This is a genomic window from Pseudomonas sp. 8_5_2 (assembly GCF_059295255.1).
In genome coordinates, this window is sequence record NZ_CM181238.1 from 2,199,836 (window position 1) to 2,225,982 (window position 26,147).

Below are 26,147 nucleotides of genomic sequence, written 5' to 3' on the forward strand. Positions count from 1 at the left end.
TTCGATTTTTTTAATGCAATGATAGAGAGATCAAAAACGAAATCGATAGCTACCAGTGTCAGAGAGCATGAGGGCGTGGAAGTATGGCTAGAGGAAGAAATTCGATTGGGTCTAGATAGAAACACTCGCGCCGAGGCGTTAGGTGATCCGCAGGTGGGTGCTGTCTGGATCAATCGGGTCTGAGATGCCTCGTCAGGTAATGCAGAGCAGTTAAAGGTATTTTTTGAACGTCGTGGCGGTTATCGCCACCATGCAACCGAGCAGCGCGGCACATGGCAACAGCACCCAGATGGGGTTGAGTGACCAAGGCAGGGAGAGATAGATCATCCAAGGGCTTATCATTAACGGCAGCAATGTTCGCTTAGCTCTATGGTAGACAAAGCTGCTCTCGCGTCCCGCTCCGAATTTGCGCAGATCACGGCGCATCAATCCGTCAACCGCGCCGGTGATCACCGCAAGGAGGAACAAGGGGCTGGCTAAGGTGAGAACGGCCAGTCGCACGACGAAAGTAAAGACCGTAAACAAGGCCGCCAGCAGGTAGTCCTGCATCACAATGTAGACTTGTGCCAACTGTCCCTGCAATGACGCTTCGTGACTGAGAAGTTTCAGCTGGATATCGGATTGCGCCCAACCAGAGCGCACTACGACCCAGTTGTTGAGGTGTTCGAGGACCTTGGCGGTCGCTTGCGCCGGTTCTTGCACGAGCAGCGAATTCTTGAAGTGATTGCTGAGCCAGCCCAGCTCACTCAGCCACATGGCATGGCTGTGATGCCAGCGCTGCTCGGGCCAGAACCAGAGCATGCCCATGAACTCCAGCACGATGGAGAATATCAGCGAAGCGAACAGCAGGCCGAGTAGCCGCAGGCACAGTTCGAGCATGCCGAAGATGAGCCCCGGACTTCGCTGTGGAGGAGGTGGGGTGGCTGAGGTGGTCGACATATGGGCTCCAGAGTATCTGGTTGCACACCGGGTGCTCATCAGGAGTGTCTGCGTCCTGGTGGAGGCATCTCGGGATCAAAATCGACCGTGGGAGCACCTCCCGCGCTACTCCACCAACTCCCCGCGTGGGCGTTGTAGGACTCGCGCATGCGCGCGGCCAGGGTCTGCAGGTCCGCCGGCATTTGGTCGTCATTGGCGGGTTTCGGCAGTGGCATACGCACTTTCCATAGCTGCCCCCCTTCCTGGAACGAGAACATCTGCCCCTTGGGCAGGGCGATGATGTGCGCCGGTTCGATCAGAGGCACGGCAGTGGTGGTCACCCGGTCCTGTGAGGAAGAGGTGAAGTCGGTGCGAGCATCGGGATCGGCGGTGTCCGTCGCACCGGAGACCAAGGTACGTGTCTGCACGTTGACCTTGGGCAGTTGGTTGGTCAGTAGTTCTGCGGTCGCGGTCTCCCGTACCCGTAGCATCTGCAGGGTGTTGAAGTTGCCGATGACTTGGCCGGCCTTGGCCCGGTTGCCGATCCGCGCCTCGATATCGCTCAAGGTCTGGGTGTAGGCGGTGACCTGAATACCGGCACCGCCGCCTTTGTTGATCAGTGGAATGAACTCGTCGCCCATCAGCTCGTTGAACTCGTCAGCGTGGAGGTTGATCGGCACTTTGTCCGCGGCGCTGGAGGAGCCTGGCAGACCATGATCGATACCGTGCTTGTAGATATGGCCGGCGACGGAGACCAAGTCGGCAAACATCGAGTTGCCGACGGCAGCCGCCACTTCGGCATCGGACAGCGCGTCCAGGCCGACGTAGACGATGCCGCGTTTGCGGATGACCTGCAGCCAGTCGAAGATCGGCCGTGGATCGTCGAGGTCGGTGTAGTTGGGGGCGAGCAGTTGTGCGGTCTTGCCGCTGGTGAGTTTTTCCAGGAGTGGCAGCAGCGAAGCGACGATCTTGTCGAAGTAGGTGCGATCGTAGCGCACGGCTGAACGGAGGCCGTCCATCACCGGATCGAAGATGCGTTTGGCGGTCAGGTACTGCTCGATGGCGACCACGCGCTTTTCCCGACCAACCATGTGCCGCGGTATGTTCTTCTCGTTCAACCGGCCTTCGATTTGCACGATCGCTTCCCAGGCCTGAGGATCATGGCGGGCGAAGAAATGCTGGGCATACTCGATGAACAGCGCATCGATGTTCACCACGTGCCGCTGGATCTGCAGGTAGTCCGGGCGCCGGCCGAGCTCGATCAGCGCCCGGGCGATGATGTTGACGAAGCGCCAAGCGAACTCGCGAAAGGCTGCGGAATTGCCTTCGCCGCTCAGTTGGCCGGCGATGCGGGTGGCGACTTCGGAAATGCGGCCGAAGCGGCCGATGGCGTTGTAGCGTGCAGAGATCTCCGGCCAGCCAAGGTGAAACACGTAGAACTCATGCTCGCGGCCGGCCCGCCGCGCTTCCACATACATGCGTTTGAGCAGGTCGGCATCGCCCTTGGGGTCGAAGACGATCACCACTTCCTGAGTAGGGCGGTGGATGTCCTGGGTGATGTACACCTCGGCCAGGCGTGTCTTGCCGACCCGGGTGGTGCCCAGGACCAGGGTATGCCCGACGCGTTCGCCCAGCGGCAAGCTGGCTTCCTGTTCCTTCGGCTCGACGCCATGCAGCAGCGGTGAGCCACCCACCGGCGGTAGCGGCCGCACCGGGTTGAATGGGCTGTCCCAGGCGGTCAGGCGGGGCAGCAGTGACAGCCCGGGTGGGGCCTTCTCCAGCAAGTGCTCCATCCGCCGCGCCCACTGGTGGGCAGCCGATTGATTGACGTAGCGGGCCAGCGCCGGGTTTTGCGCCTCGAGCAGGCGCTGGGTGTGCAGGCGGGTCCAGCGAAAGCCGCGGCCCATGAACAGGCGCTTGCCGCTCACCGGAATCTGTCGGCTGGTCAGCGAATAGCGCGGCAGGCGGCGGATGTTGCGCCGGTAGCGCAGGACGATCCGCGCCTCGTTGAGCCGCTTGAGGCCGAACGCGGTGTAGGCCAAGGCCATCCCTGTGCCCACCTCGGGCGACAGGGCCACCGCCCAGGGCGAGTGCAGGCAGAGGGCGCCGGCACCGGCGCAGATGCCCACGGTGTACAGCTCCACCGCAGGGCGTAGCAGGGATTCCATAGCATGCTCGCCCATGGTGCACCCTCACTGCTCCAGGCCGGTGGGCGTGATCAACACCGGGTAGTGCTCCAGTTCCAGGCGTTCGGCGATGTCGTCACCACTCACCGGCCAGATGTTCAGCCTCGGGGCTGCCGCCTGGATACGGCGCAAGGCTTGGGTGTCGGCCACTTCAACAGCCAGGCCGCTGGCGCCCAGGTCCTGCAGCCTCTGTGCATGCTGGGCCAACCATTTCAGGGATGCGGGGTCTTGCCCGACCAGGAACAGGGGCGTGAACCCGGGCAACTTCAGGGTCCTTGGCGACACGGCACCAGGTGACAGGCGTGTGCTGTGTACGGGGAGGGCCCAGGTCAGCGCGCGGGGATCCGGCAGCTGGCTAGGGCCCGCGAGCGCGCCAACCGTCCACCACAGGCAGGTAAACAGCGTTACCCAGCACCGACGGTTCATGGCTGCGGCTCTCCTGGGGATGCCACGACCGCCTGGACACGCTGCCAGTGCTGACTGAACTGTCGGCGGTACTGCGCTGCGGGTTTACCGCCGGCAGGACGGTGATAGCGGCCCGCCGCCACGACCCAGTCACCACTGTCGGCATAGTGGCCGCGCAGCAGCTCGGCGGTCACGGCCAAATTGGCGCGTGGATCGAGGGCATCGCAGGCGCTGCGGTAGCGGTCCGGGTGGTAGCCGAGGTTGGTCTGCCCGAGCCCGACATCGATTCGCTTGGGGTCGTGACGGACCAAGGCCTGTTTGAGTGCGGTACACGCCTCATCACGGCGGGCGAAACGCTGCGGTGTGCCAGCAACATTCAAGGTCCAGGGCCAGGGCATGAGGTGACCCCGCAGTGGCGTACCGCTCTCCTGAAGGGCAATTGCGAACAGCACGGAGGCGGGGATGCCAGCGCGCGCAGCGGCCAGTTGATATGCAGGCGGCGGCAGCGCGTCGGCGTGAACGGCCGTGGCGCCGGTCAAGGCCAGCGCCAGGATCAGTCGATGCGCTGCCATTTCCCGTCCACCTGCTGGTAGCGCGCCGGCAAGGGGCGGCTGGCGCCCAGGGCGAACCAGCGGCCGCGGTCATGGTTGAGGGTGACCTGGCCACTGCTGACCTGGGCGGGGGTAATGCCCGCGCCACGTGCCCACTGGCGTAGACGCCCATCGTCACCCTGGCTGCCGACCAGGTACACATCGAGGTGCGCGCCGCCTTGCAGCCATTGCTGGGTGTTGGAGACGCAGGGCGGGCAGCGTTCCTCCACAAACAGGGCAAAGCGGCCGGCAGGGGTAGCCGCTGGATCGTCTGCCATGCCTTGCACGGGCAGCATGCCCGGGAACAGCCGCGCCCAGGCGGCGGTGTAGGCTTTTTGATAGGCCAGTTCGCGCTCGGCGCGTTTGGCTTCGAGACGGACCTGCAGCTCGGCGTACCGTTGCCGTTCCTGGGCCGAGTCGGCTTCCACCCCGAGGGTGGTGAGCGGATCGAGCTGCGGCGACCAGTAGTGACGGGGCCCAGCCTGCAAGCGCTCGAACTCGACCCACTCATCCTCTGTCAGCCCCCAAGCCTTGGCCCGAGACGCATCGGATGCCTGCCGATCCAGTAGCGTCTGTTCGCTGAACTGCGGGGCCGAGTCGACCAGCTTGGGCGCGCTCCACGCCAGTCCTGCAAACAGGCAGCCGGGGAGCAGGATGAACGAGAGAAAGGAGAGCCGAGTCATACGTACCTCGTCACGGCAGGGGCAGCGTGCGATCGCCCTGCCCGGGGACATGGAACACCACCCGGTCGCTGCGAATCGCGCGCAATTGCCAGTTGTTCAAGCTGTCGCCGGGCTGTAGCAGGTGCACGGTCGTCAGTGAATGCGCACCTGCGGGCAGGGCGGCCACGAAGCTGACGTCACCTCGGGTCTCGATACCCAACAGAGTGAAGGGTGGGGCCAGAGGCTTGGCCTTGGCTTTCTCACCGCTGGAGGCCTGCGGTTGCGTATTGGCGGTTGCAGGCGCAGAAGGGCGGGTCGACAGTTTCTCGAGCGTGGCCTCTGCCGTGGCCAACCGTTGTCCCAAAGCCATCAGATCGTTGCTGCTTGGTCCTAGTGGTGCTGCCTGGAGCGCCTTGAGCGAGACGGCCAGCTCATCCTGCTGCTGGCCGAGGGCGGCCTGCGCTGCAGTGTGTCGACCTTGCGCCTCGCCCAACGCCAGGACCTGCGGCTGCAGCGTCGTGAGCCGGTCGGCCAACGCATCGATATCGCGGCGCAAGGCCGGCGCTGGATCGGCCGGGGCGTTGTGGGCCGCAGCTTGAAGCTCGGCCAGTTGCTGATGATGGTTGTACGTTTCGGCGGCGAGCACGGCGGCGCCCAGGCACAGGGCACCGACTACCAGGGCCTGAAAATGAAGGACCTTCATGGCGTGAGCTCCAGGGTCGAGTAGGGAGGAGCGGGCGTCGGCACGCGCAGGGCAAAGCACACGGTCCGATCGACCGGATCGATGTCGAGTCGCCAGGCCGGGCCGCCGATGATGGTCAGGGCGTCCAGCAGTGAGATGGGGCCGAATTGGTGCTGCACTGCGGGGAGAGGGCGATGGAACAAGCGATCCACCGCTGCGCTATCGGCACACAGCGCGTAGCCTGAGCGTTGCAGCACGTGACGCAGGGCTTCACCGACGGTGGCATGCAGGGCTGGCGCAATTTGTACGTTTACCAATTGATACAGCGGCTGGCGCTGCTCCAGCGTTGGCCGGGTGGTGACCAGGGTGTAACGGTCCTGGCGCACCCAGGCCGGCAGCTGGGCTTTCGGCTTTGGCAATGCCGCCGGCAATGCGGGTGGTGCTGCGGGAGCCGGGGCCGGAGGCGGTGGCGGCGTGCTGCAGCCCGCCAGGGCGATCATCAGTCCGAGGGTGGAGAGTGTGGGTGTGTGCATGACCGTGTCTCGACAAATGTTGCCGATACGATGGCGAAGGCGTGAGTCGAGTCCCCACTGGAAAACCGAATCTGGCCAGACAGCTTTACAGCCGGCTACCACAAAAAAGGCGCCCGGGAGGGCGCCTTGGTCAGTCTTCGGTGAATAGCGGTAGCTCCGCCAGTGGTGCGGCGTCAGGGTCAAAGATCAGCAGGCGGGTGTCTGCCTGGCCTGCCAGCATCAGCAGCTGGAGCAGCACAGGCGGGACATGGTCATCGCGCATGCGCGCACAGACTTCGCTGGCGCTCCAGCCGATCCTACTGGCTTCATGTGCCGCTACCCACGGTGTCGAGTACAGCTTGCACCCCACGGCGTGGTTGCTGTTGAGCTCGAAGCACTCGAAGAAGCCCGCTGGCGAATTGCACCTAGTGCACACCTGCAAGAACTCGAACTCGTCTGCGGGCATGTGCGCGCTGCTGATCTCCCAACTGCGGCTGTAGTGTCCGGTGGCAAAGGACAGTTGCTCGATCAGGTTACGCGCCGCCTCGACGTTGCCGAGGTCGCCGATATGCATCGAGCGTCCGAGCTGATTGCCCAGGATCTGGTAGAGCACCGTGTTCACCAGGCCGTCGGCCGGGCAGCGCATGCGCATAAACTCGGGTACGCACACACCGTCGGTGATCACCGCGACGTCGTCATCGAACAGGCACGGTTGCAGGCGAATGACCTCATCGGGCAGCTCGTTCTGAGCCGGGTGCAGGGCGCGGTAGCACGGTGGGCAATCGTCGGCATAGCTGATTTGCAGGACACGCTCGTAGCGCAGGTCTTGGAAGCCGCGAAGAAACGGATTGGTAAGAGAAGGGTGCATGGTGGTTCTCCGAAAACGCCGAGGCCACCCCGAACGGGCGGTGACCTTATGGGCAAGGTGGGCTGTCACATCCAGCCGCATTCGGCCAACGAAAGCGGAGTGCCTTCGCCGACGATGATGTGGTCCAGGACGCGCACCTCGACCAAGGCCAAAGCCTCGGTCAGGCGGGTGGTGAGCACCCGATCGGCGCCGCTCGGTTCCGAGCAGCCGGAGGGGTGGTTGTGGCTGAAGATTACGGCGGCGGCATTGTGTTCGAGTGCCTTGAGGACCACCTGGCGGGGATACACGGAGGCGCCGTCAATGCTGCCGGTGAACAGGATGTCGAAGCTCAGCACACGGTGGCGCGAGTCCAGGCAAAGCAGGGCAAACACCTCGTGCTGGTAGGGGGCGAGCTGCAGCTTCAAGTAGGCCGCAGCATCGGCGGGGGTTATCAGCACCTCGCCGCGCTGGAAGTGACGCTGGTCCAGCAGCTGCAGGGCCTCGGTGATCAGCGCATCCTCACGGGCGCGTTGGGCCAGTACGGGATCGAGCGGGTCGACCAGGTTCAAGGCGGTGTTCATGGGCAATTCCTCGTGAGAGCTGAGGCGCCTCCTGAGGGCGTGTCCCAGGCTGGTTTAAGTGTGTGATCAAAGGCGCGTAAAGCGATGCGGAGTGCCGTGCAGGGGGCTTTGGCAGCCTTCGCACGGTTGCATGGAGAAGGCCTCGATACCGGCGCCGGTATGCGGATCGAAATCGGCGCTCAGGGGCAGCAGGGCCTGCAGTTGTGCGCGCATGTGAGCGATGCGGTGTTCGACTTCAGCCTCGCTGTAGTACAGCGACAGCGCACTGAAGTCGTCGTAGGCGACCGCCTGCAGGCAGTCCTCGCAGAGCCAGAAGCTTTCCATGGCGACCTCCGATGTGCATGAACAACAGGCGCTCCTAAGAGCGCCTGCTGCGGGCGGCCAACCTGCCTCAGGCAGACTGGCGAGCGGCGGTGGATTTACGTGCTGCGGGTGGGGTTGGCCGGCCTTGGTCAGCCTCACTGTCCGCCTGTTCCGACTCTGCTGCTTCAGCAGCCTCAGGGGCTGCAGCAGCGTCGGTCCGAGCCGGCGCACGGTAGCTGAACTGGCCGTCGACCTTGATCCACTCGATGAAGATCAGTCGGCCTTTGAGGCTGGCGCCGGGTTGCCCCTTGCGTTCGCCTTTCTCGTACATGAACGGATCAACCCAGAGGTCGCCGATGCGAAACGCGATAAGGACCTTGCGTTCGGCTTGGACGTCTTCCAGGTGTTCACGGATCAGCCGGTCGGCTTCACCGCTGGCGACTTTGCAGTCGAAGCGGGTGTACTCGACGTCGTCCGAGGCACCGTGCAAGGCAGCGATGTCACAGGCCATGAACGCTTGGCCGCGGCGAACCGGGACTTCGCGAACACGGTTCAGGTAACCGATGCCTTGGGTGTGCAGGTTGAAGTAGGTGGTGGGGGCGTTATTGCTTGCAGTAGTCATGATGGAGCTCCTGTTCAGCAGAACGCGGACATCCACCGGCCCTGGCGGCTGGTGAGTTCCGCAAGGGGAGGTGCGAACACATGATCGGTCGAGGAAGCGCTCATCACCGATGGGACGGTGACCGTGCGAGCTGCCGAGCGCGAGTCGCACTTTGGGGGAGAACCACCCGAAGTGGGCGTAGCCTTGAAGGTCCTGGCTACCTGGGTGCTGTCAACGACAGCGGTGTGCAGCTCATCTATAAAACGCCGCGAAAGGCCCGTCAACCATGATCTTCAGGCGCTCTGAGCGGGCGGAATCGGGTGGCTTTCGGTGGATAGTCGGCGGCGAAAAAATAGCCCGACGGTCATCAGGCTAGGAGGAGTTGGACCACCCTTGACCCGGCGATGTGACACCGGAGTCCGTCGCAGAGCTCCACTGCCGATCCACCTGGATCAACCGACCCTTGTCGTGGCCTGGGTCGGAATCAACTGGCACGCATCCGCGCACAAAAGGTGCCCAGTGTTTCGCCGGCGGGCACCGGAGCTGAGCATCGTCGCCGAAGCGGATGACCCCTGAGGCCTGGTACAAGCCGCACGGGTCATCCACCTGGGAGACTTGGAACGCTGAAAAGTCATCCGCTGATGGACTGAAGTGTGGCTCCGAACTCTAGGAGTCTGACCGAGCTGCCCGGAGCGAATCGGTCTAGGTCGCCAAGCGGCGAGGGGCCAGATCACTACACCAGCGCTGTGGTGTGCCGTCAAGTCATGCGTTTTTCGCCCGCTTGATTTTTGCCACCGGTTTGGTGGCCTGGCATTCGGGGTAGCGGATGCACGACCAGAAGCTACCGGTGCGACCTTTGCGCTGGCGCATGGCGCTGCGGCAGACCGGGCAGAAGGGCCCCTTGCTGGGGGGCGGGCGCAGGGCGAGCGTGGCGTTACTGCGCACCAGTCGAGTCAGCCATTCTGCCTGCTTGGCGAGAAAGGTCTCGACGCTCAGCTGGCCCGATTCGATGCGGTCCAGCGCCTGCTCCCACAGTGCGGTCATGACCGGGTCGGCCACCTCTGGTGGCACCGCTTCGATCAAGGTATGCGCCGCCGCTGAGGCAGCCAGGCTGCGATTTTTCTTGGCCAGGTAGCCGTGGTCGATCAGGCCCTGGATGATGGCCGCGCGGGTGGCCTCGGTACCGAGCCCGCAGCTGTCCTTGAGCTTCTGCTTCAGGCGCGGATCGGCCACCTGGTTGGCGATGGTTTTCATGGCTTTGACCAGCGTGCCTTCGGTGTAGGCCTTGGGCGGTTGTGTGCGCTGTGCGTTGAGCTTGGCGTCGATCAGCGCCACCGTCGCGGATTCACGCAACGTCGGCAACTGCTGCGCCTGTTCGTCCGGCTCGTTGCCGTCGGCCTCGTTGATCACCGCCTTCCAACCGCGGACCAGGATCTGCTTGCCACGGGCCATCAGTTGGTCTGCCTGGCTGTGCAGCAGTGCCTGGGTCTTCAGGTACTCGTGCTCGGGCATGAACTGCGCGAGGTAGCGGCCGCGAATCAGCGTGTAAACCGCCCGCTCGCGTTCGGAGAGCTGCGCCAAATCCAGGGTGACAGCGGTAGGAATGATGCCGTGGTGCGCGGTGATCTTGCTGCTGTTCCAGGCACGGGAGCGGCGGCTGGGGTCGACTTCCTTGAGCACCGCCCCCAGCGATGGTGCAGCGGCCAGGGCGTGAAGCACGCGCGGCACCTCATCGAGCATGCTCTCCGGTAGGTAGCCGCAATCGGTACGCGGATAGGTCGTCGCCTTGTGGGTTTCATACAGGGCCTGGACGGTGGCCAGGGTCTCCTGTGCACCGAGCCCGAGCTTGGCCGAGCAGATCTCCTGCAGTGTGCCCAGGTCGAACAGCAGCGGCGGGCCTTCTCGCACGTGTTCGACTTCCAGATTGTTGATCACGGCGGTGCCGACTTGAATAAGGCGTTTCAGCGCCTGCTGTGCGGCGGTTTCGTCGATACAGCGTCCAACCGCATCGCTGACCGCGATCGTGGGCTGCCAGCGCGCTCGAAAGCGGATCCCGTTCTGCTCCAGGTGTGCATCGACGGTCCAGAATGGCTGCGGCACAAAGCTGGCGATCGCCCGGTCGCGCTCGACCACCAGGCGCAAGATGGGGGTTTGCACGCGCCCCACCGGCAGCAACCCATCGAAACCGGCGCGGCGGCCGAGCAGGGTGAACAGCCGGCTCAGGTTGATGCCGACCAGCCAATCGGCACGGGAGCGGGCGAGGGCACAGTGGTACAGCGGCAAGGTCTGCTCTCCTGGGCGCAAGGCGCTCAACGCCCGTCGGATCGACGCTTCATCCAACGCGGACAGCCACAGGCGCAAAATCGGCCCCTGGAACTGGCAGCGCTCGAGAATCTCCCGGGCAATCATCTCGCCCTCGCGGTCGGCGTCGGTGGCGATCACCACTTCGCTGCATGTCTGCAGCAGTTGGCCGATCACCTTGAGTTGGCCAGCGACCTTGGGCTTGGCCACCAGTTGCCAGCGGCTGGGAATGATTGGCAGATCGTCCAACGACCAGCGCTTGTAATCGCCATAGGTTTCAGGCGGAGCGGTCTCCAGCAGATGGCCGACGCACCAGGTGACCGTGACGTTCCGACCCTTCAGGCAACCATCACTGCGGCGGCTGGCCTGCAGCACCCGGGCGATGTCGCGGGCTTGGGATGGTTTCTCGCAGATGAACAGGCGCATAACCGTGCCCTCTCGGTGGGTACCGACAGGGTGGGGGTGTGGTCACGAAGCGCCAGGGTAAATCCGAAGGTGCCGAGTTCATATCGGCGGGCGGGTGTTACTTGCGTTGCGCGAGGTGGCTTGCCAGCGTTTTCAGAGACTCCAGGGCGAACTGCTTATCCGCCTCATCGAGTTCCTTGATGATCGAGTTGATCTGCACGCCCAGGTCCTGCGGCCGAGGGCTGATCGCGAGCAGCAGTTCATCGGCCGGGCAGCCGTACAAGTCGGCCAATTGCAGCAGCTTGGATACCGAGAGCTCAACGAAGCCTCGCTCCAGGCGCGACACCGCTTCGCCGGAGATCTGTAGGTGCTCGCCGACTTGCGCCTGGGTCAAATGCCGGGCACGACGATACTTCGCTAACTGGCGGCCAATGTGATGTGGGCTAGGCTCTTTGACGGGCAATGGGGGGCTCTCCAATTCGACCTATATGGTCGAACAGCACCCCAAAGATATGAACGACTCAAAAGGTTGACTAACAACTGTACGAGGCGTATCACCGGTAATTAGATGGATGACTCGACCGTCACCACGGAGGCAACAAACTTGCACGGATCCCACCAGAGTGAGGCAGATGCGTTAGCGATCAAGGCCTATGAGCTGTTCATGGCCACCCATCTGGAACCGGACAAGGAGCAGGCTCGCGCCCGGCTAGTCGCCTGGGTTCAGGAGAGTCCGCTGCACTGGCGGGCATTCCTTGCCCTGGACCAGTACTTGGCGGAAGTGAAGCAAATGCTGGAACATGAGCGGCATAGGAGTGCCCGGCGAGAATGAAACATCGGCAGCAGCCGGTGTTGCCCGCTGAGCTGACTCTATGGCTCCAGTGATATCGCGCTGCGGGCGGTAATTCCACTGAGTACCACGCACTTACCCGGACTTGCGCGGCGCTTTCTTACCACCCCCCTTGCGCGAACTACTGGCGTTATCGCTGGCTTTCTCGCGCATGGTCACCGAGGCCAGGCGGTGCGGCAGGATACCGATGCGCCGGGCCTCCACCTTGAACGTCACGCGCGCGTTGTCCTCGCTGTCCTCCCACTCCTCCTTGACGGTGCGCCCTTCGACCAGGACGCGCATGCCTTTCTGGTACAGCGTGGCCCAGTGTTCGGCGTCACGGTTCCAGAGCTCGACGGGCGCCCAATAGCCGCCGCGATCCTCGTAGCCGCCTTCGCGCGGTACCGGGTTGTCGAAATAGACATTCAGCCGCAGCAGGCGGCGCGGCTCATCCGGGTTGGTGTTGAACTCCTGATACTCCGGAACGCTGCCGATGTTGCCTTCACCAACAAACAAAGTACTCATGCGGGTTACTCCTCGGTGGAAGAATGGGTCAGGGCGAGCTCGGCGGCCTCGAGCTTGCTGGCACCAGTGATGGCCTGGCGATACAGCGACTGCAGGCTGCTCATCTGCAGGTTCAGCACCACGCGGTTGGTCTCCAGCTGATACAGCGCCTGCCGCAGTTCCGGGTGCAGCCGCGGCTGAACCACCGCCTCTTGCCACACCTGCACGCCCATGCGCAGAAAATCCGGACTGCGCCAGCGCAGGAAATCGGTGCCCGTCGCGCTGTGCTGGACGACCAGTCGCAGCTCCAGCAACGAGAAGGGGGGCAGGGCCATGATCGCCAGCATCACCGCCATCAACTCGGCGACCTGGGTGCGCAGGCGCAGGATCGTCTCGGCGAACTGCTGCAGCTCCCCCTTACCCTTAAAAGGCTTTAAAAGGCCTTTTAGGGAGGCACCTTGTGCGAACTCACGATAGGCATCGGCTGACAAACGCCGGGCAATGGCTTCGGCCAGGGTCATGCCTCACCCCCGTCGTTCGGGGTGTCGGCTGTGGGCTGCTCCTCGGCTTCCGGCGGATTCGGGCCTTCGAGCTCGGAGGGCGCTTTGCTGCGGGCGATCGGCGGGGCGAACTGGGAGCGGCGCGTCCCTTCGAGAATGTCCTGCGGCAGGGTGCCGAACTTGTCGATGGCTTCGCGGGCACGGGCATTGTTGGCGGCCATGTCGTCCCGACTCACCCCGGCCAGGCGGTAGCGCTGCGCCAGGCCGAACAGGCTGCGCAGCAGATGGGCGCCGTCATCGATCCAGGATTCCATGTCACCCCGACCGATCAGCGCCGTGTGGTGGGCGAGCAGCACCCGCCGGACCAGGGTGTCGTAGTCGGTGAGCAGGTAGATCGCGAGAAAGCCCAGTTGGCTGCCGATGAACAGCGGCAGGGTGACGGGATGGATGTTGAGGTTGTCACCGACATCGACTTGCGTGGGCAGTGCCCGTTCTACACGGCTCATTTGCTGCGTCAGCGTGGCCATGTCCAACCTGGCCTGCAGCAGCTTTTCTTCCAGCTGCAGCATGAACCAGTCGGCATATGGATCACCCTGGCTGCTGGCGTGCTTGAGCAGGTTGGTGACGCTGATGTAGCCGGGCATGCCCAGGATCGGGTGTACCCCGTCGCGACCGCTACGCCCTTGCCACAGCCGTGCCGCATGATGCGTGTGCAGGGTCAGGGTGATGCTGCTGCGCAGGGACCCCAGGTTGAGTTGATAGTGATCGACCATCGCCAGTACCTCGCCGTCGGAATGACGCCGACGATGAGCCTAACCCTGGCCGGGAACGCGAATCATCGCGAAGGTGGTGCGGTCACATTTCCAGAAGGGTGGACGTTGTTGGAATCTATGGCATCGGCATTATGTCCACCGAGTTCCAGCTCTATGTCGCCGTCGCTGCAGGGATTCCTCGGCAACGTTGTTTCAGTTCCTCCAAGCAGGAGAGGGCAAGTGGCGAGACGGTGCGCTGACCGCTGCGCTTGGGTCGCTCGCGGGGCGTTTCTTCCGACGCAGGCTTGGCTGTGCGTGAAGGAGGGGCTGCGGATGTCCCTTGCTCAGCACGCGCAGCCCACAGGGTGAATTCGCCCTGGCAGGCGCGCTTGATCAAGCCCATCAGATAGGCGACGGGTTTTCGGATCTCACCGCGGGCGCAGCGCACCGCCGCTTCGTTGATTACCGCTTGTTGCTGTTCCGGCTCGAGCTGACGCATCGCCTGGGAGGCCATGCGCCGCTCATTCGCGTTTAGCGGTAAATCTTCGGGCCATCGCGCTCGACCAAACTCCACCTGCCCCAGTACCGTACTTTTTTTGCTTTGGTCTTTCTGTACTGTACGGCCAGCGTCGGTATTCCGAACCACAGGCAAATCCGGTGCATTGCCGCAGGGTTCGGGATTTGTTGCCGGAGCCCGCGAATTCCGAACGAGGTCGAGTGCGCCAGGTTCGGAAATCTGTGGGGCTGCTGCTTCGCTCTTCAGCGGCAGCGTTTGCTGTTGGACCGGCGGCAGCGAGCCGAGCTTGTCCTTGTCGACTTGAGCGACTTGCGGGTCGGCCTGGATTTCCGCGATCACATGCTGCGCCACGTCTCGGACCCCTTTGGTGGCATGAGAGAGGTTCTGTTGCAGCAACGCCGCGTAGCCGCTGTCCAGCTCCAACTGCTCGGCCGCGGTCAACGGATCGCCGTGCAGGACGTAGACGCAACCACGCAGGCAGCCGTTGGCATCCCGTGAGCGCTCCACCAGACTGAGCCAGCGAGTAGTGCGTAAGACATTCAGCGCCCGGGCGATGGTTTCCCGTGAGGCCTGGGCGCCGCAGGGACTGGTCGCCAGGTAAGGTTGCAGGTCCTGGTAGCGTGGCGTCTTGACCTTACGTTCGGTGATCAGCCAGCGCAGCACCTGCCAGGTATTACGTTCCAGTGGCGTCAGCCGGCGGTCCAGCAGCAAGGTCTGCGGCAGCGGGTTATTGTCGCCGTAGTAGATCGTCCGCACTGCGGGAACATCGGTGGAGACAACCAGTTTGCCCCGCGCCGCGTACCACTCATTTCGGCGCCGAAGGGCGTCGTAGCACTGGCGCACCACGTCCTGCCAGTCGACCTCGTAAAAGCTCAGCATGGTGTGCCTCCGTACAGTTCGACCTGTTGCCAGACCAGGGTCAGGCTGATGTGTTGCTCCTCGGCCAGCATCATCATGGTGTCCAGCGGATCGCTGTCCGGTTCTTCCGTGCGCAACTGGCTCCAGCGATTCCATACGGCATGCTCCTGCGCTTCACTGAGCTGGACCGGCCGACCGCGGTGCGTCTCGATCTTCAGCACACGGCGGCGCAACGCGGTTTCCGAATGATCCAGGCCAAAGCAGCGGTACATGATGTTGGAGCTCGCGCCCAATTTGAGCGCACGATTGATCAACCGCTCGTTCTGTTCATCGCGTTCGGCCTGGACGATCAGGCGGCGCAACACGGTGATATCGACCTTCACTTCGACCCAGGCGATCGACGAGTGTGCCAGGTGGGACAAGGTAGTCGGCGGCAGCGACTGCAGCACCTCGATGTCTTCATCGGCCAGGCCCAGGGCCTTGCAGCGCTGCAACCGGCCATGGCGCAGCTCATGCAGTACTTGGTTCAACATGGCATGGTTCAACAGATTGAAAGTCGTGCTCATGAGGTGGCTCCTCACGTTATCGAGTGGACGACAGCGTCAGTTCGATCAACTGACGGGCGTGGCGGATCAGCGTGAACAGCTGCTCCAGCTGGGCATCAGGAAGGCGTTCAAGGCCCACCGTCAGGGCTGGGCGGTCGGTAAAGGGCAGGTCGTAGACGCCGATCAGCAACTGACCAAACAGTGCTGCCGGCAACTGCTGGCGCTCCTTCCAGGTCACGTCGTCCTGCAGGCGCAGCAGGGCAGAAAGTAACAGCTGGATACCGGTGTGCCGTGGGCTACTATGCTCGCTATGCCCCGGTGAAAGCGTGAAACCTAGGTCGTCTGCGAGCGCGTTGACCATGTCGCCAGCGTCTGCGTAGACGGCAAGCTCGGCGGCCAAAGACGCGCAGCTCGCGCGCAAGGCGCTGATATCGTCCATTGGTGCTGTGCCTGATGGCGCCGTCACGACCGGCGTTGGAACATCCTTGAACTCTTCCAGGTGGTTTTCCGGCAATGGCTCGGCCCCCAGCGCCTGGCGTATATCGGGCAGGCGTGGTGCTTGCTGCGTCGGGAGGCCCGCACTAGCTTCTGTCGGGGGATCGGGTACCGCAGTCGGCGCTTTTGGCGGATGTACAGATGAAGGCGAGGACCTTGCACACTCGTCCGCTGGCGTGGGGGGAGGGGTAGGAGTGCTGGCGGCTGAGGGCAGCGAAGGACTTTGTTCCTGGTGCAGTTCCAGTGCCAACAGACGAGGTGTCTGCTCCAAGGACACGGACATCCTGGCAATGAGTTCATCCTGCAGCTCACTCGAATCCAGTTCCGGCTTTTCGCCGTCGAACGCTGATAGAACCTCGAACCACAACAGCGGGAACTGCTCGGAAGCACCGAAGTACCGATTCCAGATCGACTCCGCTCGCCGTCGCAAGCTGATGAGGCGCATGATGGCGGATTTGCCCAGGCCCGCGTACAGCACCTGCGGGATGGCAGGGAGCAGATGCTCGAGCGCATCGAACATGCGGCTGATGTGTGATTGCGAGATGGGGTAGCCACCCTCACTCAAGCGTGTGGCGAGCTCGCTTTGGGTGAGGTGGGTGTCCGCGGACTGGAACATGTCCTGGAGCTTTGCCACGGCCAGAGCCCGCTCGATAAACGTCAATTGGCCGTGCAAGTCACTCTCGGCCAGGTGCCCGAGCAAGGCATGTGACTCCGATTGCCACGGACGGAACAGGCAATGGATACGGAAGAAGCGCTCTTCGCGCGTTTCCTGCCACAGTTCACCGAGGATGCTTAGACGCGTGTTACCGCCGTTGCGGATGATGAAGTGCGGCTCATCGGGACGGCGGGTGATCGCAGGTGGCTGATCCAGGCCACGCTCGCGGATTGAGGCTTTGATGTCGTCGTAGAGCGGGTTGCGCACCACACGCGGGTTGAGCTCGTAAGGGCGCAGTTGCTCGAGAGTTACCACCATCGGTGTATCGCCAACGGGGGCCACGGCGAGGTCGCGGTCATGTTTTTGGGGAAAGTGCGCCTGTTGCAACTGACGCGTGATGTCTTCAGAGGTCGGCGGCTTCATCACTCATCCTCCGGTCAGCCGCGACGGATCTGCTGGCACTCGGCAGTAGCCGGGTGGCCAGGCATAGGCGCGTCGAGAGCGCCGAGCTCCTTAGCCCATTGTGGAAACAGCTCGATAGCCAAGCCACGCATGATCTCGGCGGCACAGGGGCTGCGGCTGCCGGGCGCTGGAATTGGCTCTACCCGGTGCACAGGCAGGCCGAGCGAAGCGGCATTCGGATAAGCCACACGATCGGGGATCACCGTGCTGCAGACGCTGACATGAGGGGCTTCCTGAAAAGAAGCTTGGAGGCTCTGCATGATCAAGCGCGTATCGCGGCGGTTGGCATTGACCTGGTTGAGGAGCAGCTTTACTGATGGCAAGTCAACGCCCAGGTAGCGGTAGGGTTCCAACTCTTCGAACAGACCCAGCGTACCCCTGCGCAGCTCGCGCGCGGCGAGCATTTCCGGCAGGACCGGGCATAGCGCGCAAGCGGAGGCGAGGATGACCATCTCCACGACCACGCTGCGTGCGCCTTGGGTGTCGATGATCATCACGTCGTAGTGATCCTCGAAGGCAGGCAGCAGGTTGCGCAGGCGCAGACGACCATCGGCCGCGTGCAGCAGCAGGGTGCTGATGTGCCCGGCGCGGTCGTTGGAGACGATCAAATCGAGGTGCTGGATGACAGTGGCAGAGATCACCTGATCAGGTGCCGTGAGCCGCTGGGCGATAAGTTCGTAGCTACCGGCCCCACGTGCCTCGCTCATGGTGTAGTAGCTGGACAGCGTCGGTTGGCTGTCCAGGTCCAGTAGCAGAACGCGAAGGCCGGCATCGGCGAGCACGCCGCCAAGGTTGGCGGCGACGGTAGTCTTGCCCGCGCCGCCCTTGGTCGAGATCAGCGAGAGGACGTCCATGAGTTAGTCTCCCGTGGACAGTCGGTCCTGAACCCACTGTTCGATTTCCAGAGAATCCCAACCGACAGCGCGGGTACCGATGCGCCGGCATTGCGGGAATTGGCCAGCCTTCATCAGGTTGTAGATGTGCGAGCGTTTGAAGCCGGTTTTCTGCTCCACTTCATCGCGGCGCATGATGTGGCGGTCGGCTGCCAGAGGGTTAGGACTGATCGGTTGCATGATGTCACTCCGTAGCGCCGGGTGGCGCGTGGTGGGAAGTGACAGTCAGTGAAGATCGGAAGAGAGTGAAAAACATTGTCAGGCAATGCCGGGCATTGCCTGACAATGCGGCGTCAGCCCCGTTCTACTTGGGCTATAAGCCGGCGCGCGTCGGAAAATCGCCGATCAATGGTACTTTTACTCAAACCCTCCACCCCGGGAAAGCGCAGCAGAATGGCTTGCACCAACGCTGCCTGGCTGGAATAGATCGACTGCTGCTTGCCGTTCTGGTTTTTCCCAAGCGTGGTCTCCAGCATTGCGCCAATCAGCCTGTTTTGCATGGCTTCGGAGGTCTCGGAAGGGATGCCCAGTGAGTCGAGTCGCGCTTTCAGCTTGTCGTTGAGCGTGGAAAGCGCTGCCATCTCCTCAGTGGCGGCGGCATAGGTTTGCTGCAACTGCTCAAGCGTGCTCAGGGCAAAGTCGAGCTGGGCCTGCTTGGCCAAATGCGCATCCAGGCTGACGCATCCCGAGTGATCAACATTCTGCGAAAACAGAAAGGCAGGCTTCTGATCGGGATGGCTTCGCAAAAACCAGATCAGAAGGTCGGTGCGCCGAACGGAGTAGTAAACCCGGTGGACGTGGCTCTCCAACGTTATCGGCTTACCCAAGTAAGTGGCGGGCAATTCGCCGCTGAGAATAGCCTCGTAGATGCACTCGACGTGGTCGTGCAAACTTGGCCATTGCGGAAAATGCTTTCGCAGGCTGCCTGGCTGGGAGAGATCTACCTGAAGGATCTCGTCTTCGTGGTCGGAGAGTTCACACCACAGAATGGCGGCGTCAATGGGATGGTACGAGCTTTGTATCGGTATCATGGCACACAGCCTCCTGCTGCGTTCATCCTAGAATCGCTGGCGGGGGCTGATCCGGCCCCGTCGAGCGAGCCGGGTTCCGAATGGCTTTTTCGGATCCAGCGTTAATGACAGTACTCTGATAGCTTGGTTCTGCTAGGTAGAGCCGACTGCGACAGGATTTGACGCGAATCATCCTTGTCAACATTCTGCTCCGAAAGTCTTACCTGGATACCTAGGGGCTCTCCGATCAAGTCACCACAGGCCGTCTGACCTGTGCTGAAATAGCCCTCCGTCCAACTACCCTCTACAAGCCCTCCATCCCATGAGTCAGATGAGCTTTTCCGATTTCGAGTACGCCGGTAAGCGCAAGCAAACCCGTCGCGAGCGTTTCCTGGCCGAGATGGAGCAGGTGGTACCGTGGAGCGGTTTGGTGGCATTGATCGAGCCGCACTACCCAAAGGCTGGCGGTGGTCGCAAGCCGTATCCACTGGAAACCATGCTGCGTATTCATCTGCTGCAGAACTGGTTCTCGTTGAGCGACCCAGCCATGGAAGAGGCGCTTTATGAGATCACTTCGATGCGCCAGTTTGCTCGCCTGACGCTCAGTGCTCCGATCCCCGAAGACACGACAATCATGAATTTCCGGCACCTGCTGGAGAAGCACGAACTGGCCTCGGGGATTCTGGAAACCATCAACAATTACCTGCGCGACAAGGGGCTGTCGTTGCGCCAGGGCACCATCGTCGATGCCACCATCATCCACGCTCCCTGTTCGACCGAGAATAAGGAAGGTAAACGCGATCCTGAAATGCACCAGACGAAGAAGGGTAATCAGTATTTCTTTGGCATGAAGGCGCATATCGGTGCCGATGCTGAGTCGGGCCTGGTGCACCACGTCCACGGCACAGCGGCGAAAGTGGCTGATGTAACAGAGGTCGCCCACCTGTTGCATGGCGATGAAAACGTTGTCTGTGCCGATGCGGGTTATACCGGCGTCGAGAAACGGCCGGAGCATGAGGGGCGGCCGGTGATCTGGCAGATTGCGGCTCGTCGTAGCACCTACAAGCACTTGAGCAAACGCAGCGTGCTCTACAAAGCCAGACGCAAGATCGAGAAGGTCAAAGCGCAGGTGCGAGCAAAGGTCGAACATCCATTTCGTGTGATCAAGCGCCAGTTCGGTTATGTGAACACCCGCTTCCGTGGCTTGGCCAAGAACACGGCGCAATTGATCACGCTGTTTGCCCTGTCGAGTCTGTGGATGGCACGCCGCCAATTATTGTCTGGTGCGGGAGAGGTGCGCCCGTGAGGGCAGATAACCAAGGCGTTGCCTTGATTATCCAATAATCAGCGTCTGAAATCGGGCTTTTCGGCGTTCCCAAGCCGTCCATTTTCGGATGATGAGTAACTTGTTCGGAGTTTCCCTAAGGCGCTGATGGATTGAGTCTGGGCGTCGGCTTACTGTTGAAGGTGTCTTTCCCATGTCTTGTAGCCGTCGCACTGCGACAAATACCTTCGAGGAATCAGAGATGGTCGTCGCCTGTGGATCAAGGCATACCCCGAGCTGTTTTCCTTGCCTGAGAAATACACAGCGCAGGATAGCTACAAAGCGACTGGCCTATCAAAATCCAAAGTAAAGCAGCGAAGCTTTAAATTTCCAGTTACTTCCGACGATTCGTCATCAGTCTGCGATCACTTGAAGTTCTGAAGAAGCTGCCAGATGAGCCGGATAGAACCAGTAGCCCCGATGCCCGACAGGCGACACTTTGAGCGGCACCCGCGACCACAGAACCAACAAGCCCAACAGCGGGGCCAATGCGGCCAAGACAAGTGCAGCTATTTCTGGCTTTGGGGAAGCATTTTCATAAAGGAAGGTGCTTCCCACCAGCAAGTGAGAAGCCATACATTCGGTGTTCTGGTGTAGTTACGCATGCTAGAGCCCACGTCGCCCTCTACGGGACGCAGGGCCATCACGTAGTCGTTGTAATTCGAATAAGCTGATGGCTGTTATGGCTGTTATGGCTGTTATGGCTGTTATGGCTTTTGTGGCCCGTAATTTTTATTGCAGATATTGCGACCCCGGACATAATGATGCTCCTGTATACAACTGCTCAAGTGGTGAAGCTTTACGAAGAAAACTGATTTGTGACTACATCCATGCTATAGGTTTTACTTCTGACAACTGCTGCTTTTTGCTATCGGAATATGCATTGGTGATAAAAAAAGGCTAGGATTTGCCACGATTTTATTGCTGCCCGACAGTCGCTTGGGTACGGTTTCTTTCAGAAAGCTCACCCATGTTCTGATTTTGGCATCCAGGTATTTTCTGGAGGAGTAAACAGCATATACGCTTTGGGGATGCAACTCGATCGTGGGTAGCAGTCGCTGCAGCTTTCCAGAAATTAACGCCTGCGAAGCGACATAATCAGGGATGATGCATACACCCATGCCGGCAATTGCACTATCGCGTAACGTCTGAGCAAGGTTCGCTTTCAGCCCGGTGCCATGGAAATCTAGAAAGCCCCGAACGTTGTTATAGTCGGCCAGTTCCTTTTTTCGATCATTGTTAAATCCGAGGATCCTATGTTTACTCAGGTCCTGCAGAGACCGTGGTTTTTCAAATCTCCGCAAATAATCAGGTGCTGCGCAGATGACGCTGGAAAAGCCTCCTAGATATTGGGCTACCATATCTGAGCTGGGCAGTGCGTCATGCTTGCAGACGACTATCTGCATATCCTGCTGTTCGTCGATAAGATTCGATGTTCCGGAGGTCAATGTTAATTCAAGGTCTACGTCGGGGTGATCTTTGGTATACGCAGCCATCATTTCCGCCAGGTGCTCGATACCAAACTCTATGTCTGACAGGATTTTCAGGCAGCCTTGCGGGGTCAGACAAGACTTGTTGGCCTCAAGCGCTGCCTCATCAACTTTTGCGACTATCTCTCTGCAGCTCTCAAGATATCTAGCACCGGCTTCCGTGAGTGACTGGTGGCGCGTATTTCTCTGGATAAGCCTGGCCTGGACCGATGCCTCCAAGTCCGATACGCAGCGTGATACGTGAGGAGTGGAAACATTCAACAGCTTCGCTACGCCGGAAAAGCTTCCAACGTCACTGACCTTAATGAAAACTCGCATGCAATTGAATAAATCCATTCCGCTATCCAACCTTAGGCTCGAGGCCAGCCGCCACCCAAGGCGCGATATAGCCGTACACGATCCAACGCCGCTTGAGTCGCGCTGTCGACAAGCGCGCTCTGAGTTTCGAGCAATGCACGCTGAACGCTCAGCACGTTGATGAAGTCCGAAGCCCCTTGGGCGTACCGATCACGCGCAGTGCTCAGTGCGATGTTGTTTTCCCTTACAGCTTCCTGGAGGGACTCGTGATGTTTCTTTTCCGCCGCATAGTCGGTGATAGCGGTATCAACTTCATGCCAAGCATTGAGAACGACCTTTTGATAGTTGATCGCTGCTTCCTGGGACTGTGCATTGCGCAGCGCCAGTGTTCCGGTCAATCGGCCACCTTGGAAAATCGGCAGGTACAAACTAGGGCCATACGACCACTGGCGGGAGCCCCAGCTACCGAGATCCGAGCCGTTGAGGGACTGAAATCCGAAGTCGGCACCCAAGCTGACTCTCGGATAAAAGTCTGCTTTAGCGACACCGATGGCAGCTACGGCGCGGTGCAATGCAGCCTCGCTCGCGCGAATATCTGGTCGCCGCGTTGCAAGTTCGGACGGCACGCCGAGGGGAACGTCCGGCGAAGGGTTTGGAATTTCCTTCGGGTCAATTAGTTCGTCGCGTAAGGCCCTGGGCGCTTTGCCTACCAGAAAGCTCAATGCATTTATGAGGCGCGCCTGGTCGGCTTCGAGCACAGGAATCGTTGCATCGATCGTCGCTACAAGCGCCCCGGAGTTGGCCGTATCGAGGTTTGTTGTTACACCGTTATCGAAACGAGTCTGAGTGAGCGTTCGGCTTTGCTTTGCGATTTCAAGGTTTTGCCTGGCGACAGCCAGCCTTGCTTGCACGCCCCTGAGTAGGATGTAGTTACTAGCAGTGTCTGCGGCCACGCTGAGCATGACGCCGTCGCTCTCTGCTTGTGTCACCTCAACTTGGGCGTCAGCAGATTCCACTCGGCGTTTAACCCGTCCCCAGAGATCCACTTCCCAGCTCGCATCAAGCGCACCGCCCCAAAGCTCATAGGGGCTTTGGCCATCACGATTGGACGCGTCGATCAGTCCCTTATTGCTGCTTCGTGCGCGCTGGTATGAGCCGCTCGCGTCAACTGAAGGCAATTCATCGCCACGCGTGACCTTCAAAACCATTCTGCTCTGCTCAAGCCGGCTGATTGCAGAACGGATATCCAGGTTGTTTTCCTTGGCTCGCTCGACAAGCGATGTCAGCTGAGGATCACCGAGCTGCTGCCACCATTGTGAGTCCACCGGGCCGAGTGAGATGCCTTTGGTGACAGACTCGGCCTGCCAAGTTTCAGGTAAATGGGCGTGCGGTTGCTTGAAGTCGGGACCAACGGTGCACGCACCTAAGCTTAAAAGAGCGACAAAAAGTGACAAGTGCTTCATTTTATTCAACCTTGGTTGTGTCAACGCTGGCGACGACCGACATACCAACTCGCAGTCTGTCCAAGTTTGGTTGGTTCTCATCGAAGATGATTTTTACTGGCAAGCGTTGCACGACCTTCGTAAAGTTTCCGGTTGCGTTGTCTGGAACAATTTCCGAGAAAGAAACGCCTGTCGCAGGCGAAACGCTTTCAATGTGACCGATGAAATCATGGTCTGGATAGCTATCGACGCGAAGCGACACTTTCTGATTGGCAGCCATATGTGCGAGCTGCGTTTCCCGGAAGTTTGCAATCACAAAGGCTTTTTCAACGGGTACGACAGCTAATAGTGTTTCACCTGGGGAGACGTTAGCTCCGACACGTACGGACCTGCGTCCAACCATGCCATCAAATGGTGCTTTGATCTTCGTGTATGACAGGTTCAACTCTGCTTGTCTAAGGGCGGCCTCGTTTTTATCCAAAACAGATTTCGCCACTTCCAGCTGAGCCTTCAACACATTCAACGCTTTTGACGCCGCGACTTTTGAAGCTGAATCCCGGTCGACAGCCGCTCGCCAGCTCTCCAGATCGGCCTCAGCTTTCTGCCGTTCTTGTTGCGTACCAGCACCGGCTGACGACAGATTCTTGTATCGTTTCGCATTTTCTTCAGCGAAACGAAGCGAAGCTTTGGTAGCGCGGATGGTTGCCGAAGCTTGGTCGATTACCGCACTCTGCCGTTCGATACTGGCGGCCAAATTGATCAGTTCGCTTTTTGCACCGTCCACGTTCGCTTGCGCCGATGCCCTGGCGACCAGATAGTCGCTGTCATCAATCTCAGCCAACACCTGACCTGTTTTAACCAGCTGGTTGTCCTCTACCAGTACGTTTAGAATCTGACCAGATACACGTGGGGACACCATCACAGAGTCGGCACGTATATAGGCGTCATCTGTGACCTGGATGTTGGAATTTCCGAGAAGCCTTGTTATGCCATAACCGAGGCAAATGACGATTGCGAGGCTCACAAGGCTTATTGCAGTTCTATGCTGTTTCATGACGTTACCGGAGGTTGCGGTGGATATGCACGTTTTGGGAGGACGAGGAGAATAACGAGAAGCGCTGATATAACGATGAGCAGTGCTAAGAAAGCGTCGCTGTAGCTAAGAACGAATGCTTGTTCACGTATGCGTTCAGAAAGTTCACGTAGCTGATCGATACTTCGCGAGTTTTCCATCAAGAGCGACCGTGCACCCGCACCATCAATCAAAGTATTGGAATGGAGGTGTTCACGATGAGTAATAAGGTTTTCCAGCGAGACCGACCCAATCACCGAAAATAGGCCGCGCATGGTATTCACCATCGAGGAGGCAAACGGCCCCTCCATCGGTTGGATAACGCCCGTCGCGTTCATCAGCAGGGGCACTACAACCATTGGCTGTCCAAATGTATGCAGGCACTGCAGAATGTAGAAGTCGTCCCGGATCCACTCCGAGGTTACGAATGAACCACCGATACACGCGGCTCCGATCATCAATAGACCGGTGGCCATCACGTATCGGGAATCCACCCAATTTCGGTTGATGACCCCTGCAACCATCGGCGCAAGAAGCAACTGAGGTATCGAAATGATCAGTGCTGTCGGCATCGTTTGTAGGGGCCGGTAGCCTTTTACCTCGGCCAAATAACCCGCTGGGATAGCGCTCCCAGCCAGCGTCAGCATCAGAAACAGGCACAAGGTGATCAAGCCGAAGGCGAAGTTTCTACGCTCCAGCAACTGCAGCTTGAACAGCGGCAGTGGATGAAACCATTCGTTGATCAAAAACAGAGGAAGCGCGATCAATGCACCCAGCAATAAAGCGCAGATCAAAGGCGAGTTCAGCCAGTCGAGGCGCTCGCCTTGGGTCAATCCCAATACCAGCATCGAGATGCCGCCGACGCCCAGAATGGCGCCTCGCCAATCAGCTTGTTTGAAGCGCTCCAGACGCAACGGATCTTGGGGCAGCCCATAAGCGATTAACGCGGCACCGATCAAGCAGGTGGGCACGATTTGCCAAAAAACCATCCGCCAGTCGCCGCCTTCAGTCCAGAGAGAAGCCAGCGGCATGGAAATGTTCGGGCCAAAAGTAGCCGTAAGCGCATAGGCTGAAAGGCCATAAAGCTTTACATGCCAAGGCAAGAACCTCAGCGCTACGGTCATGAGTAGAGGCGGCAGCGCACCTCCCGCAAGGCCCTGCGCGATGCGCAGAGCCACCAGGGTTTCATAGTTAGGAGCAAAGGGGATCAATACACCGAAGCATGCGAATGCCATAGTGACGACAATCGCGAAGCGCCGGAGCGAAAATGTCACTGCCAGCCAGGGCGACAACAGCATCGCCGACACCTCTGCGGCTGCGTAGACGGAACTGATCCAGGTACCTTGGTCATGACCTATCCCAAAGATTCCAAGGATGTCTGCGAGAGCGATATCTGTTACACGGTCGTTGATTCCAGACGTCAGTGCGGCGATCAAAACCCCAACCAGACCAAGTGCTAGACGAAGTCCGAATGGGGCGGGCGATGGTGGAGATGGGCTTTGCGACACG

General features: G+C 60.3%; 28 protein-coding genes. 2 read left to right on the forward strand and 26 right to left on the reverse strand.

Annotated elements, in window-relative coordinates:
• Positions 1 to 210: 210 nt before the first annotated feature.
• From AC5O5R_RS10215 to AC5O5R_RS10275, 13 genes are all read right to left on the reverse strand, one after another.
• Complete coding sequence (locus AC5O5R_RS10215; RefSeq protein ID WP_494515279.1) at positions 211 to 939, reverse strand: TIGR03747 family integrating conjugative element membrane protein; 729 nt, start codon at positions 937 to 939, stop codon at positions 211 to 213.
• A gap of 38 nt (positions 940 to 977) precedes the next feature.
• Positions 978 to 3,101: a type IV conjugative transfer system coupling protein TraD gene (gene traD, locus AC5O5R_RS10220; RefSeq protein ID WP_494515280.1), complete on the reverse strand. Its 2,124-nt coding sequence runs from the start codon at positions 3,099 to 3,101 to the stop codon at positions 978 to 980.
• Positions 3,102 to 3,110: 9 nt separating this feature from the next.
• Positions 3,111 to 3,530 (reverse strand): integrating conjugative element protein, encoded by a 420-nt coding sequence (locus AC5O5R_RS10225; protein WP_339467136.1) that lies wholly within the window; start codon positions 3,528 to 3,530, stop codon positions 3,111 to 3,113.
• On the reverse strand, positions 3,527 to 4,081 hold the full coding sequence (locus AC5O5R_RS10230) for a lysozyme family protein (RefSeq protein WP_339467135.1): 555 nt from the start codon (positions 4,079 to 4,081) through the stop codon (positions 3,527 to 3,529). Before AC5O5R_RS10230 ends, AC5O5R_RS10225 begins: the two co-directional genes overlap by 4 nt.
• Positions 4,063 to 4,782 carry a TIGR03759 family integrating conjugative element protein gene (locus AC5O5R_RS10235; RefSeq protein ID WP_494515281.1) on the reverse strand — a complete coding sequence of 240 codons (720 nt, stop codon included), beginning with the start codon at positions 4,780 to 4,782 and terminating at the stop codon, positions 4,063 to 4,065. The genes AC5O5R_RS10230 and AC5O5R_RS10235 overlap by 19 nt, the downstream gene beginning before the upstream one ends.
• 10 nt (positions 4,783 to 4,792) lie before the next feature.
• Positions 4,793 to 5,464 carry a hypothetical protein gene (locus AC5O5R_RS10240; RefSeq protein WP_494515282.1) on the reverse strand — a complete coding sequence of 224 codons (672 nt, stop codon included), beginning with the start codon at positions 5,462 to 5,464 and terminating at the stop codon, positions 4,793 to 4,795.
• Complete coding sequence (gene pilL2 / locus AC5O5R_RS10245) at positions 5,461 to 5,976, reverse strand: PFGI-1 class ICE element type IV pilus protein PilL2 (RefSeq protein WP_494515283.1); 516 nt, start codon at positions 5,974 to 5,976, stop codon at positions 5,461 to 5,463. The genes AC5O5R_RS10240 and pilL2 overlap by 4 nt, the downstream gene beginning before the upstream one ends.
• A gap of 130 nt (positions 5,977 to 6,106) precedes the next feature.
• Positions 6,107 to 6,823: a DUF5983 family protein gene (locus tag AC5O5R_RS10250; protein WP_494515284.1), complete on the reverse strand. Its 717-nt coding sequence runs from the start codon at positions 6,821 to 6,823 to the stop codon at positions 6,107 to 6,109.
• A gap of 65 nt (positions 6,824 to 6,888) precedes the next feature.
• A complete protein-coding gene (locus AC5O5R_RS10255; protein ID WP_494515285.1) occupies positions 6,889 to 7,383 on the reverse strand; it encodes a JAB domain-containing protein in 495 nt (164 codons plus the stop codon).
• Between the two features lie 66 nt (positions 7,384 to 7,449).
• Positions 7,450 to 7,707: a hypothetical protein gene (locus AC5O5R_RS10260; protein ID WP_494515286.1), complete on the reverse strand. Its 258-nt coding sequence runs from the start codon at positions 7,705 to 7,707 to the stop codon at positions 7,450 to 7,452.
• 67 nt (positions 7,708 to 7,774) lie between these two features.
• Entirely contained in the window at positions 7,775 to 8,308 is a 534-nt protein-coding gene (locus AC5O5R_RS10265) for an STY4534 family ICE replication protein (RefSeq protein WP_494515287.1), read from the reverse strand.
• 741 nt (positions 8,309 to 9,049) lie between these two features.
• Positions 9,050 to 11,014 carry a DNA topoisomerase III gene (locus AC5O5R_RS10270; protein ID WP_494515288.1) on the reverse strand — a complete coding sequence of 655 codons (1,965 nt, stop codon included), beginning with the start codon at positions 11,012 to 11,014 and terminating at the stop codon, positions 9,050 to 9,052.
• 97 nt (positions 11,015 to 11,111) lie between these two features.
• Positions 11,112 to 11,456, reverse strand: coding sequence for a helix-turn-helix domain-containing protein (locus tag AC5O5R_RS10275; protein ID WP_110159816.1), 345 nt, complete (start codon positions 11,454 to 11,456; stop codon positions 11,112 to 11,114).
• Positions 11,457 to 11,597: 141 nt separating this feature from the next.
• Here AC5O5R_RS10275 and AC5O5R_RS10280 point away from each other — a divergent pair, with 141 nt between their 5' ends.
• The gene (locus tag AC5O5R_RS10280) at positions 11,598 to 11,825 is read left to right on the forward strand and encodes a hypothetical protein (protein WP_183675066.1); all 228 of its coding nucleotides are present in this window, start codon (positions 11,598 to 11,600) and stop codon (positions 11,823 to 11,825) included.
• Between the two features lie 93 nt (positions 11,826 to 11,918).
• Here the strand turns inward: AC5O5R_RS10280 and AC5O5R_RS10285 are convergent, their stop codons facing one another.
• The 9 genes from AC5O5R_RS10285 to AC5O5R_RS10325 form a co-directional block, all read right to left on the reverse strand.
• On the reverse strand, positions 11,919 to 12,347 hold the full coding sequence (locus AC5O5R_RS10285) for a single-stranded DNA-binding protein (protein ID WP_012052638.1): 429 nt from the start codon (positions 12,345 to 12,347) through the stop codon (positions 11,919 to 11,921).
• Positions 12,348 to 12,352: 5 nt separating this feature from the next.
• Positions 12,353 to 12,847: a DUF3158 family protein gene (locus AC5O5R_RS10290; RefSeq protein ID WP_494515289.1), complete on the reverse strand. Its 495-nt coding sequence runs from the start codon at positions 12,845 to 12,847 to the stop codon at positions 12,353 to 12,355.
• Complete coding sequence (locus AC5O5R_RS10295) at positions 12,844 to 13,599, reverse strand: PFL_4669 family integrating conjugative element protein (protein WP_494515290.1); 756 nt, start codon at positions 13,597 to 13,599, stop codon at positions 12,844 to 12,846. Before AC5O5R_RS10295 ends, AC5O5R_RS10290 begins: the two co-directional genes overlap by 4 nt.
• Positions 13,600 to 13,750: 151 nt before the next feature.
• The gene (locus AC5O5R_RS10300) at positions 13,751 to 14,974 is read right to left on the reverse strand and encodes an STY4528 family pathogenicity island replication protein (protein WP_494515291.1); all 1,224 of its coding nucleotides are present in this window, start codon (positions 14,972 to 14,974) and stop codon (positions 13,751 to 13,753) included.
• Positions 14,968 to 15,519 (reverse strand): DUF2857 domain-containing protein, encoded by a 552-nt coding sequence (locus AC5O5R_RS10305; RefSeq protein WP_086974438.1) that lies wholly within the window; start codon positions 15,517 to 15,519, stop codon positions 14,968 to 14,970. The genes AC5O5R_RS10300 and AC5O5R_RS10305 overlap by 7 nt, the downstream gene beginning before the upstream one ends.
• 16 nt (positions 15,520 to 15,535) lie before the next feature.
• Positions 15,536 to 17,071, reverse strand: coding sequence for a ParB family protein (locus AC5O5R_RS10310; RefSeq protein ID WP_086974437.1), 1,536 nt, complete (start codon positions 17,069 to 17,071; stop codon positions 15,536 to 15,538).
• A gap of 14 nt (positions 17,072 to 17,085) precedes the next feature.
• Positions 17,086 to 17,964, reverse strand: coding sequence for a ParA family protein (locus tag AC5O5R_RS10315; protein WP_086974436.1), 879 nt, complete (start codon positions 17,962 to 17,964; stop codon positions 17,086 to 17,088).
• Positions 17,965 to 17,967: 3 nt separating this feature from the next.
• Entirely contained in the window at positions 17,968 to 18,183 is a 216-nt protein-coding gene (locus AC5O5R_RS10320; RefSeq protein ID WP_494515292.1) for an AlpA family transcriptional regulator, read from the reverse strand.
• Positions 18,184 to 18,296: 113 nt separating this feature from the next.
• Positions 18,297 to 19,034, reverse strand: coding sequence for a hypothetical protein (locus AC5O5R_RS10325; protein WP_494515293.1), 738 nt, complete (start codon positions 19,032 to 19,034; stop codon positions 18,297 to 18,299).
• Positions 19,035 to 19,335: 301 nt separating this feature from the next.
• Between AC5O5R_RS10325 and AC5O5R_RS10330 the strand changes: the two genes are divergently transcribed.
• Entirely contained in the window at positions 19,336 to 20,319 is a 984-nt protein-coding gene (locus AC5O5R_RS10330) for an IS5 family transposase (protein ID WP_086974433.1), read from the forward strand.
• 860 nt (positions 20,320 to 21,179) lie between these two features.
• Here AC5O5R_RS10330 and AC5O5R_RS10335 read toward each other — a convergent pair.
• From AC5O5R_RS10335 to AC5O5R_RS10350, 4 genes are read right to left on the reverse strand one after another with little or no spacing between them, the layout of a single operon-like run.
• Entirely contained in the window at positions 21,180 to 22,145 is a 966-nt protein-coding gene (locus tag AC5O5R_RS10335) for a LysR family transcriptional regulator (protein ID WP_494515294.1), read from the reverse strand.
• Between the two features lie 32 nt (positions 22,146 to 22,177).
• Positions 22,178 to 23,587 (reverse strand): efflux transporter outer membrane subunit, encoded by a 1,410-nt coding sequence (locus AC5O5R_RS10340; protein WP_494515295.1) that lies wholly within the window; start codon positions 23,585 to 23,587, stop codon positions 22,178 to 22,180.
• Position 23,588: 1 nt separating this feature from the next.
• Entirely contained in the window at positions 23,589 to 24,620 is a 1,032-nt protein-coding gene (locus AC5O5R_RS10345; RefSeq protein ID WP_494515296.1) for an HlyD family secretion protein, read from the reverse strand.
• A complete protein-coding gene (locus AC5O5R_RS10350) occupies positions 24,617 to 26,146 on the reverse strand; it encodes an MFS transporter (RefSeq protein WP_494515297.1) in 1,530 nt (509 codons plus the stop codon). Before AC5O5R_RS10350 ends, AC5O5R_RS10345 begins: the two co-directional genes overlap by 4 nt.
• Between the last annotated feature and the right edge of the window lies 1 nt (position 26,147).

Bases quoted from the DNA above. Each gene is read 5' to 3' on its own strand.
- AC5O5R_RS10215 (WP_494515279.1), bottom strand. From the start codon at position 939: ATGTCGACCACCTCAGCCACCCCACCTCCTCCACAGCGAAGTCCGGGG.
- traD (WP_494515280.1), bottom strand. From the start codon at position 3,101: ATGGGCGAGCATGCTATGGAATCCCTGCTACGCCCTGCGGTGGAGCTG.
- AC5O5R_RS10225 (WP_339467136.1), bottom strand. From the start codon at position 3,530: ATGAACCGTCGGTGCTGGGTAACGCTGTTTACCTGCCTGTGGTGGACG.
- AC5O5R_RS10230 (WP_339467135.1), bottom strand. From the start codon at position 4,081: ATGGCAGCGCATCGACTGATCCTGGCGCTGGCCTTGACCGGCGCCACG.
- AC5O5R_RS10235 (WP_494515281.1), bottom strand. From the start codon at position 4,782: ATGACTCGGCTCTCCTTTCTCTCGTTCATCCTGCTCCCCGGCTGCCTG.
- AC5O5R_RS10240 (WP_494515282.1), bottom strand. From the start codon at position 5,464: ATGAAGGTCCTTCATTTTCAGGCCCTGGTAGTCGGTGCCCTGTGCCTG.
- pilL2 (WP_494515283.1), bottom strand. From the start codon at position 5,976: ATGCACACACCCACACTCTCCACCCTCGGACTGATGATCGCCCTGGCG.
- AC5O5R_RS10250 (WP_494515284.1), bottom strand. From the start codon at position 6,823: ATGCACCCTTCTCTTACCAATCCGTTTCTTCGCGGCTTCCAAGACCTG.
- AC5O5R_RS10255 (WP_494515285.1), bottom strand. From the start codon at position 7,383: ATGAACACCGCCTTGAACCTGGTCGACCCGCTCGATCCCGTACTGGCC.
- AC5O5R_RS10260 (WP_494515286.1), bottom strand. From the start codon at position 7,707: ATGGAAAGCTTCTGGCTCTGCGAGGACTGCCTGCAGGCGGTCGCCTAC.
- AC5O5R_RS10265 (WP_494515287.1), bottom strand. From the start codon at position 8,308: ATGACTACTGCAAGCAATAACGCCCCCACCACCTACTTCAACCTGCAC.
- AC5O5R_RS10270 (WP_494515288.1), bottom strand. From the start codon at position 11,014: ATGCGCCTGTTCATCTGCGAGAAACCATCCCAAGCCCGCGACATCGCC.
- AC5O5R_RS10285 (WP_012052638.1), bottom strand. From the start codon at position 12,347: ATGAGTACTTTGTTTGTTGGTGAAGGCAACATCGGCAGCGTTCCGGAG.
- AC5O5R_RS10290 (WP_494515289.1), bottom strand. From the start codon at position 12,847: ATGACCCTGGCCGAAGCCATTGCCCGGCGTTTGTCAGCCGATGCCTAT.
- AC5O5R_RS10295 (WP_494515290.1), bottom strand. From the start codon at position 13,599: ATGGTCGATCACTATCAACTCAACCTGGGGTCCCTGCGCAGCAGCATC.
- AC5O5R_RS10300 (WP_494515291.1), bottom strand. From the start codon at position 14,974: ATGCTGAGCTTTTACGAGGTCGACTGGCAGGACGTGGTGCGCCAGTGC.
- AC5O5R_RS10305 (WP_086974438.1), bottom strand. From the start codon at position 15,519: ATGAGCACGACTTTCAATCTGTTGAACCATGCCATGTTGAACCAAGTA.
- AC5O5R_RS10310 (WP_086974437.1), bottom strand. From the start codon at position 17,071: ATGAAGCCGCCGACCTCTGAAGACATCACGCGTCAGTTGCAACAGGCG.
- AC5O5R_RS10315 (WP_086974436.1), bottom strand. From the start codon at position 17,964: ATGGACGTCCTCTCGCTGATCTCGACCAAGGGCGGCGCGGGCAAGACT.
- AC5O5R_RS10320 (WP_494515292.1), bottom strand. From the start codon at position 18,183: ATGCAACCGATCAGTCCTAACCCTCTGGCAGCCGACCGCCACATCATG.
- AC5O5R_RS10325 (WP_494515293.1), bottom strand. From the start codon at position 19,034: ATGATACCGATACAAAGCTCGTACCATCCCATTGACGCCGCCATTCTG.
- AC5O5R_RS10330 (WP_086974433.1), top strand. From the start codon at position 19,336: ATGAGTCAGATGAGCTTTTCCGATTTCGAGTACGCCGGTAAGCGCAAG.
- AC5O5R_RS10335 (WP_494515294.1), bottom strand. From the start codon at position 22,145: ATGCGAGTTTTCATTAAGGTCAGTGACGTTGGAAGCTTTTCCGGCGTA.
- AC5O5R_RS10340 (WP_494515295.1), bottom strand. From the start codon at position 23,587: ATGAAGCACTTGTCACTTTTTGTCGCTCTTTTAAGCTTAGGTGCGTGC.
- AC5O5R_RS10345 (WP_494515296.1), bottom strand. From the start codon at position 24,620: ATGAAACAGCATAGAACTGCAATAAGCCTTGTGAGCCTCGCAATCGTC.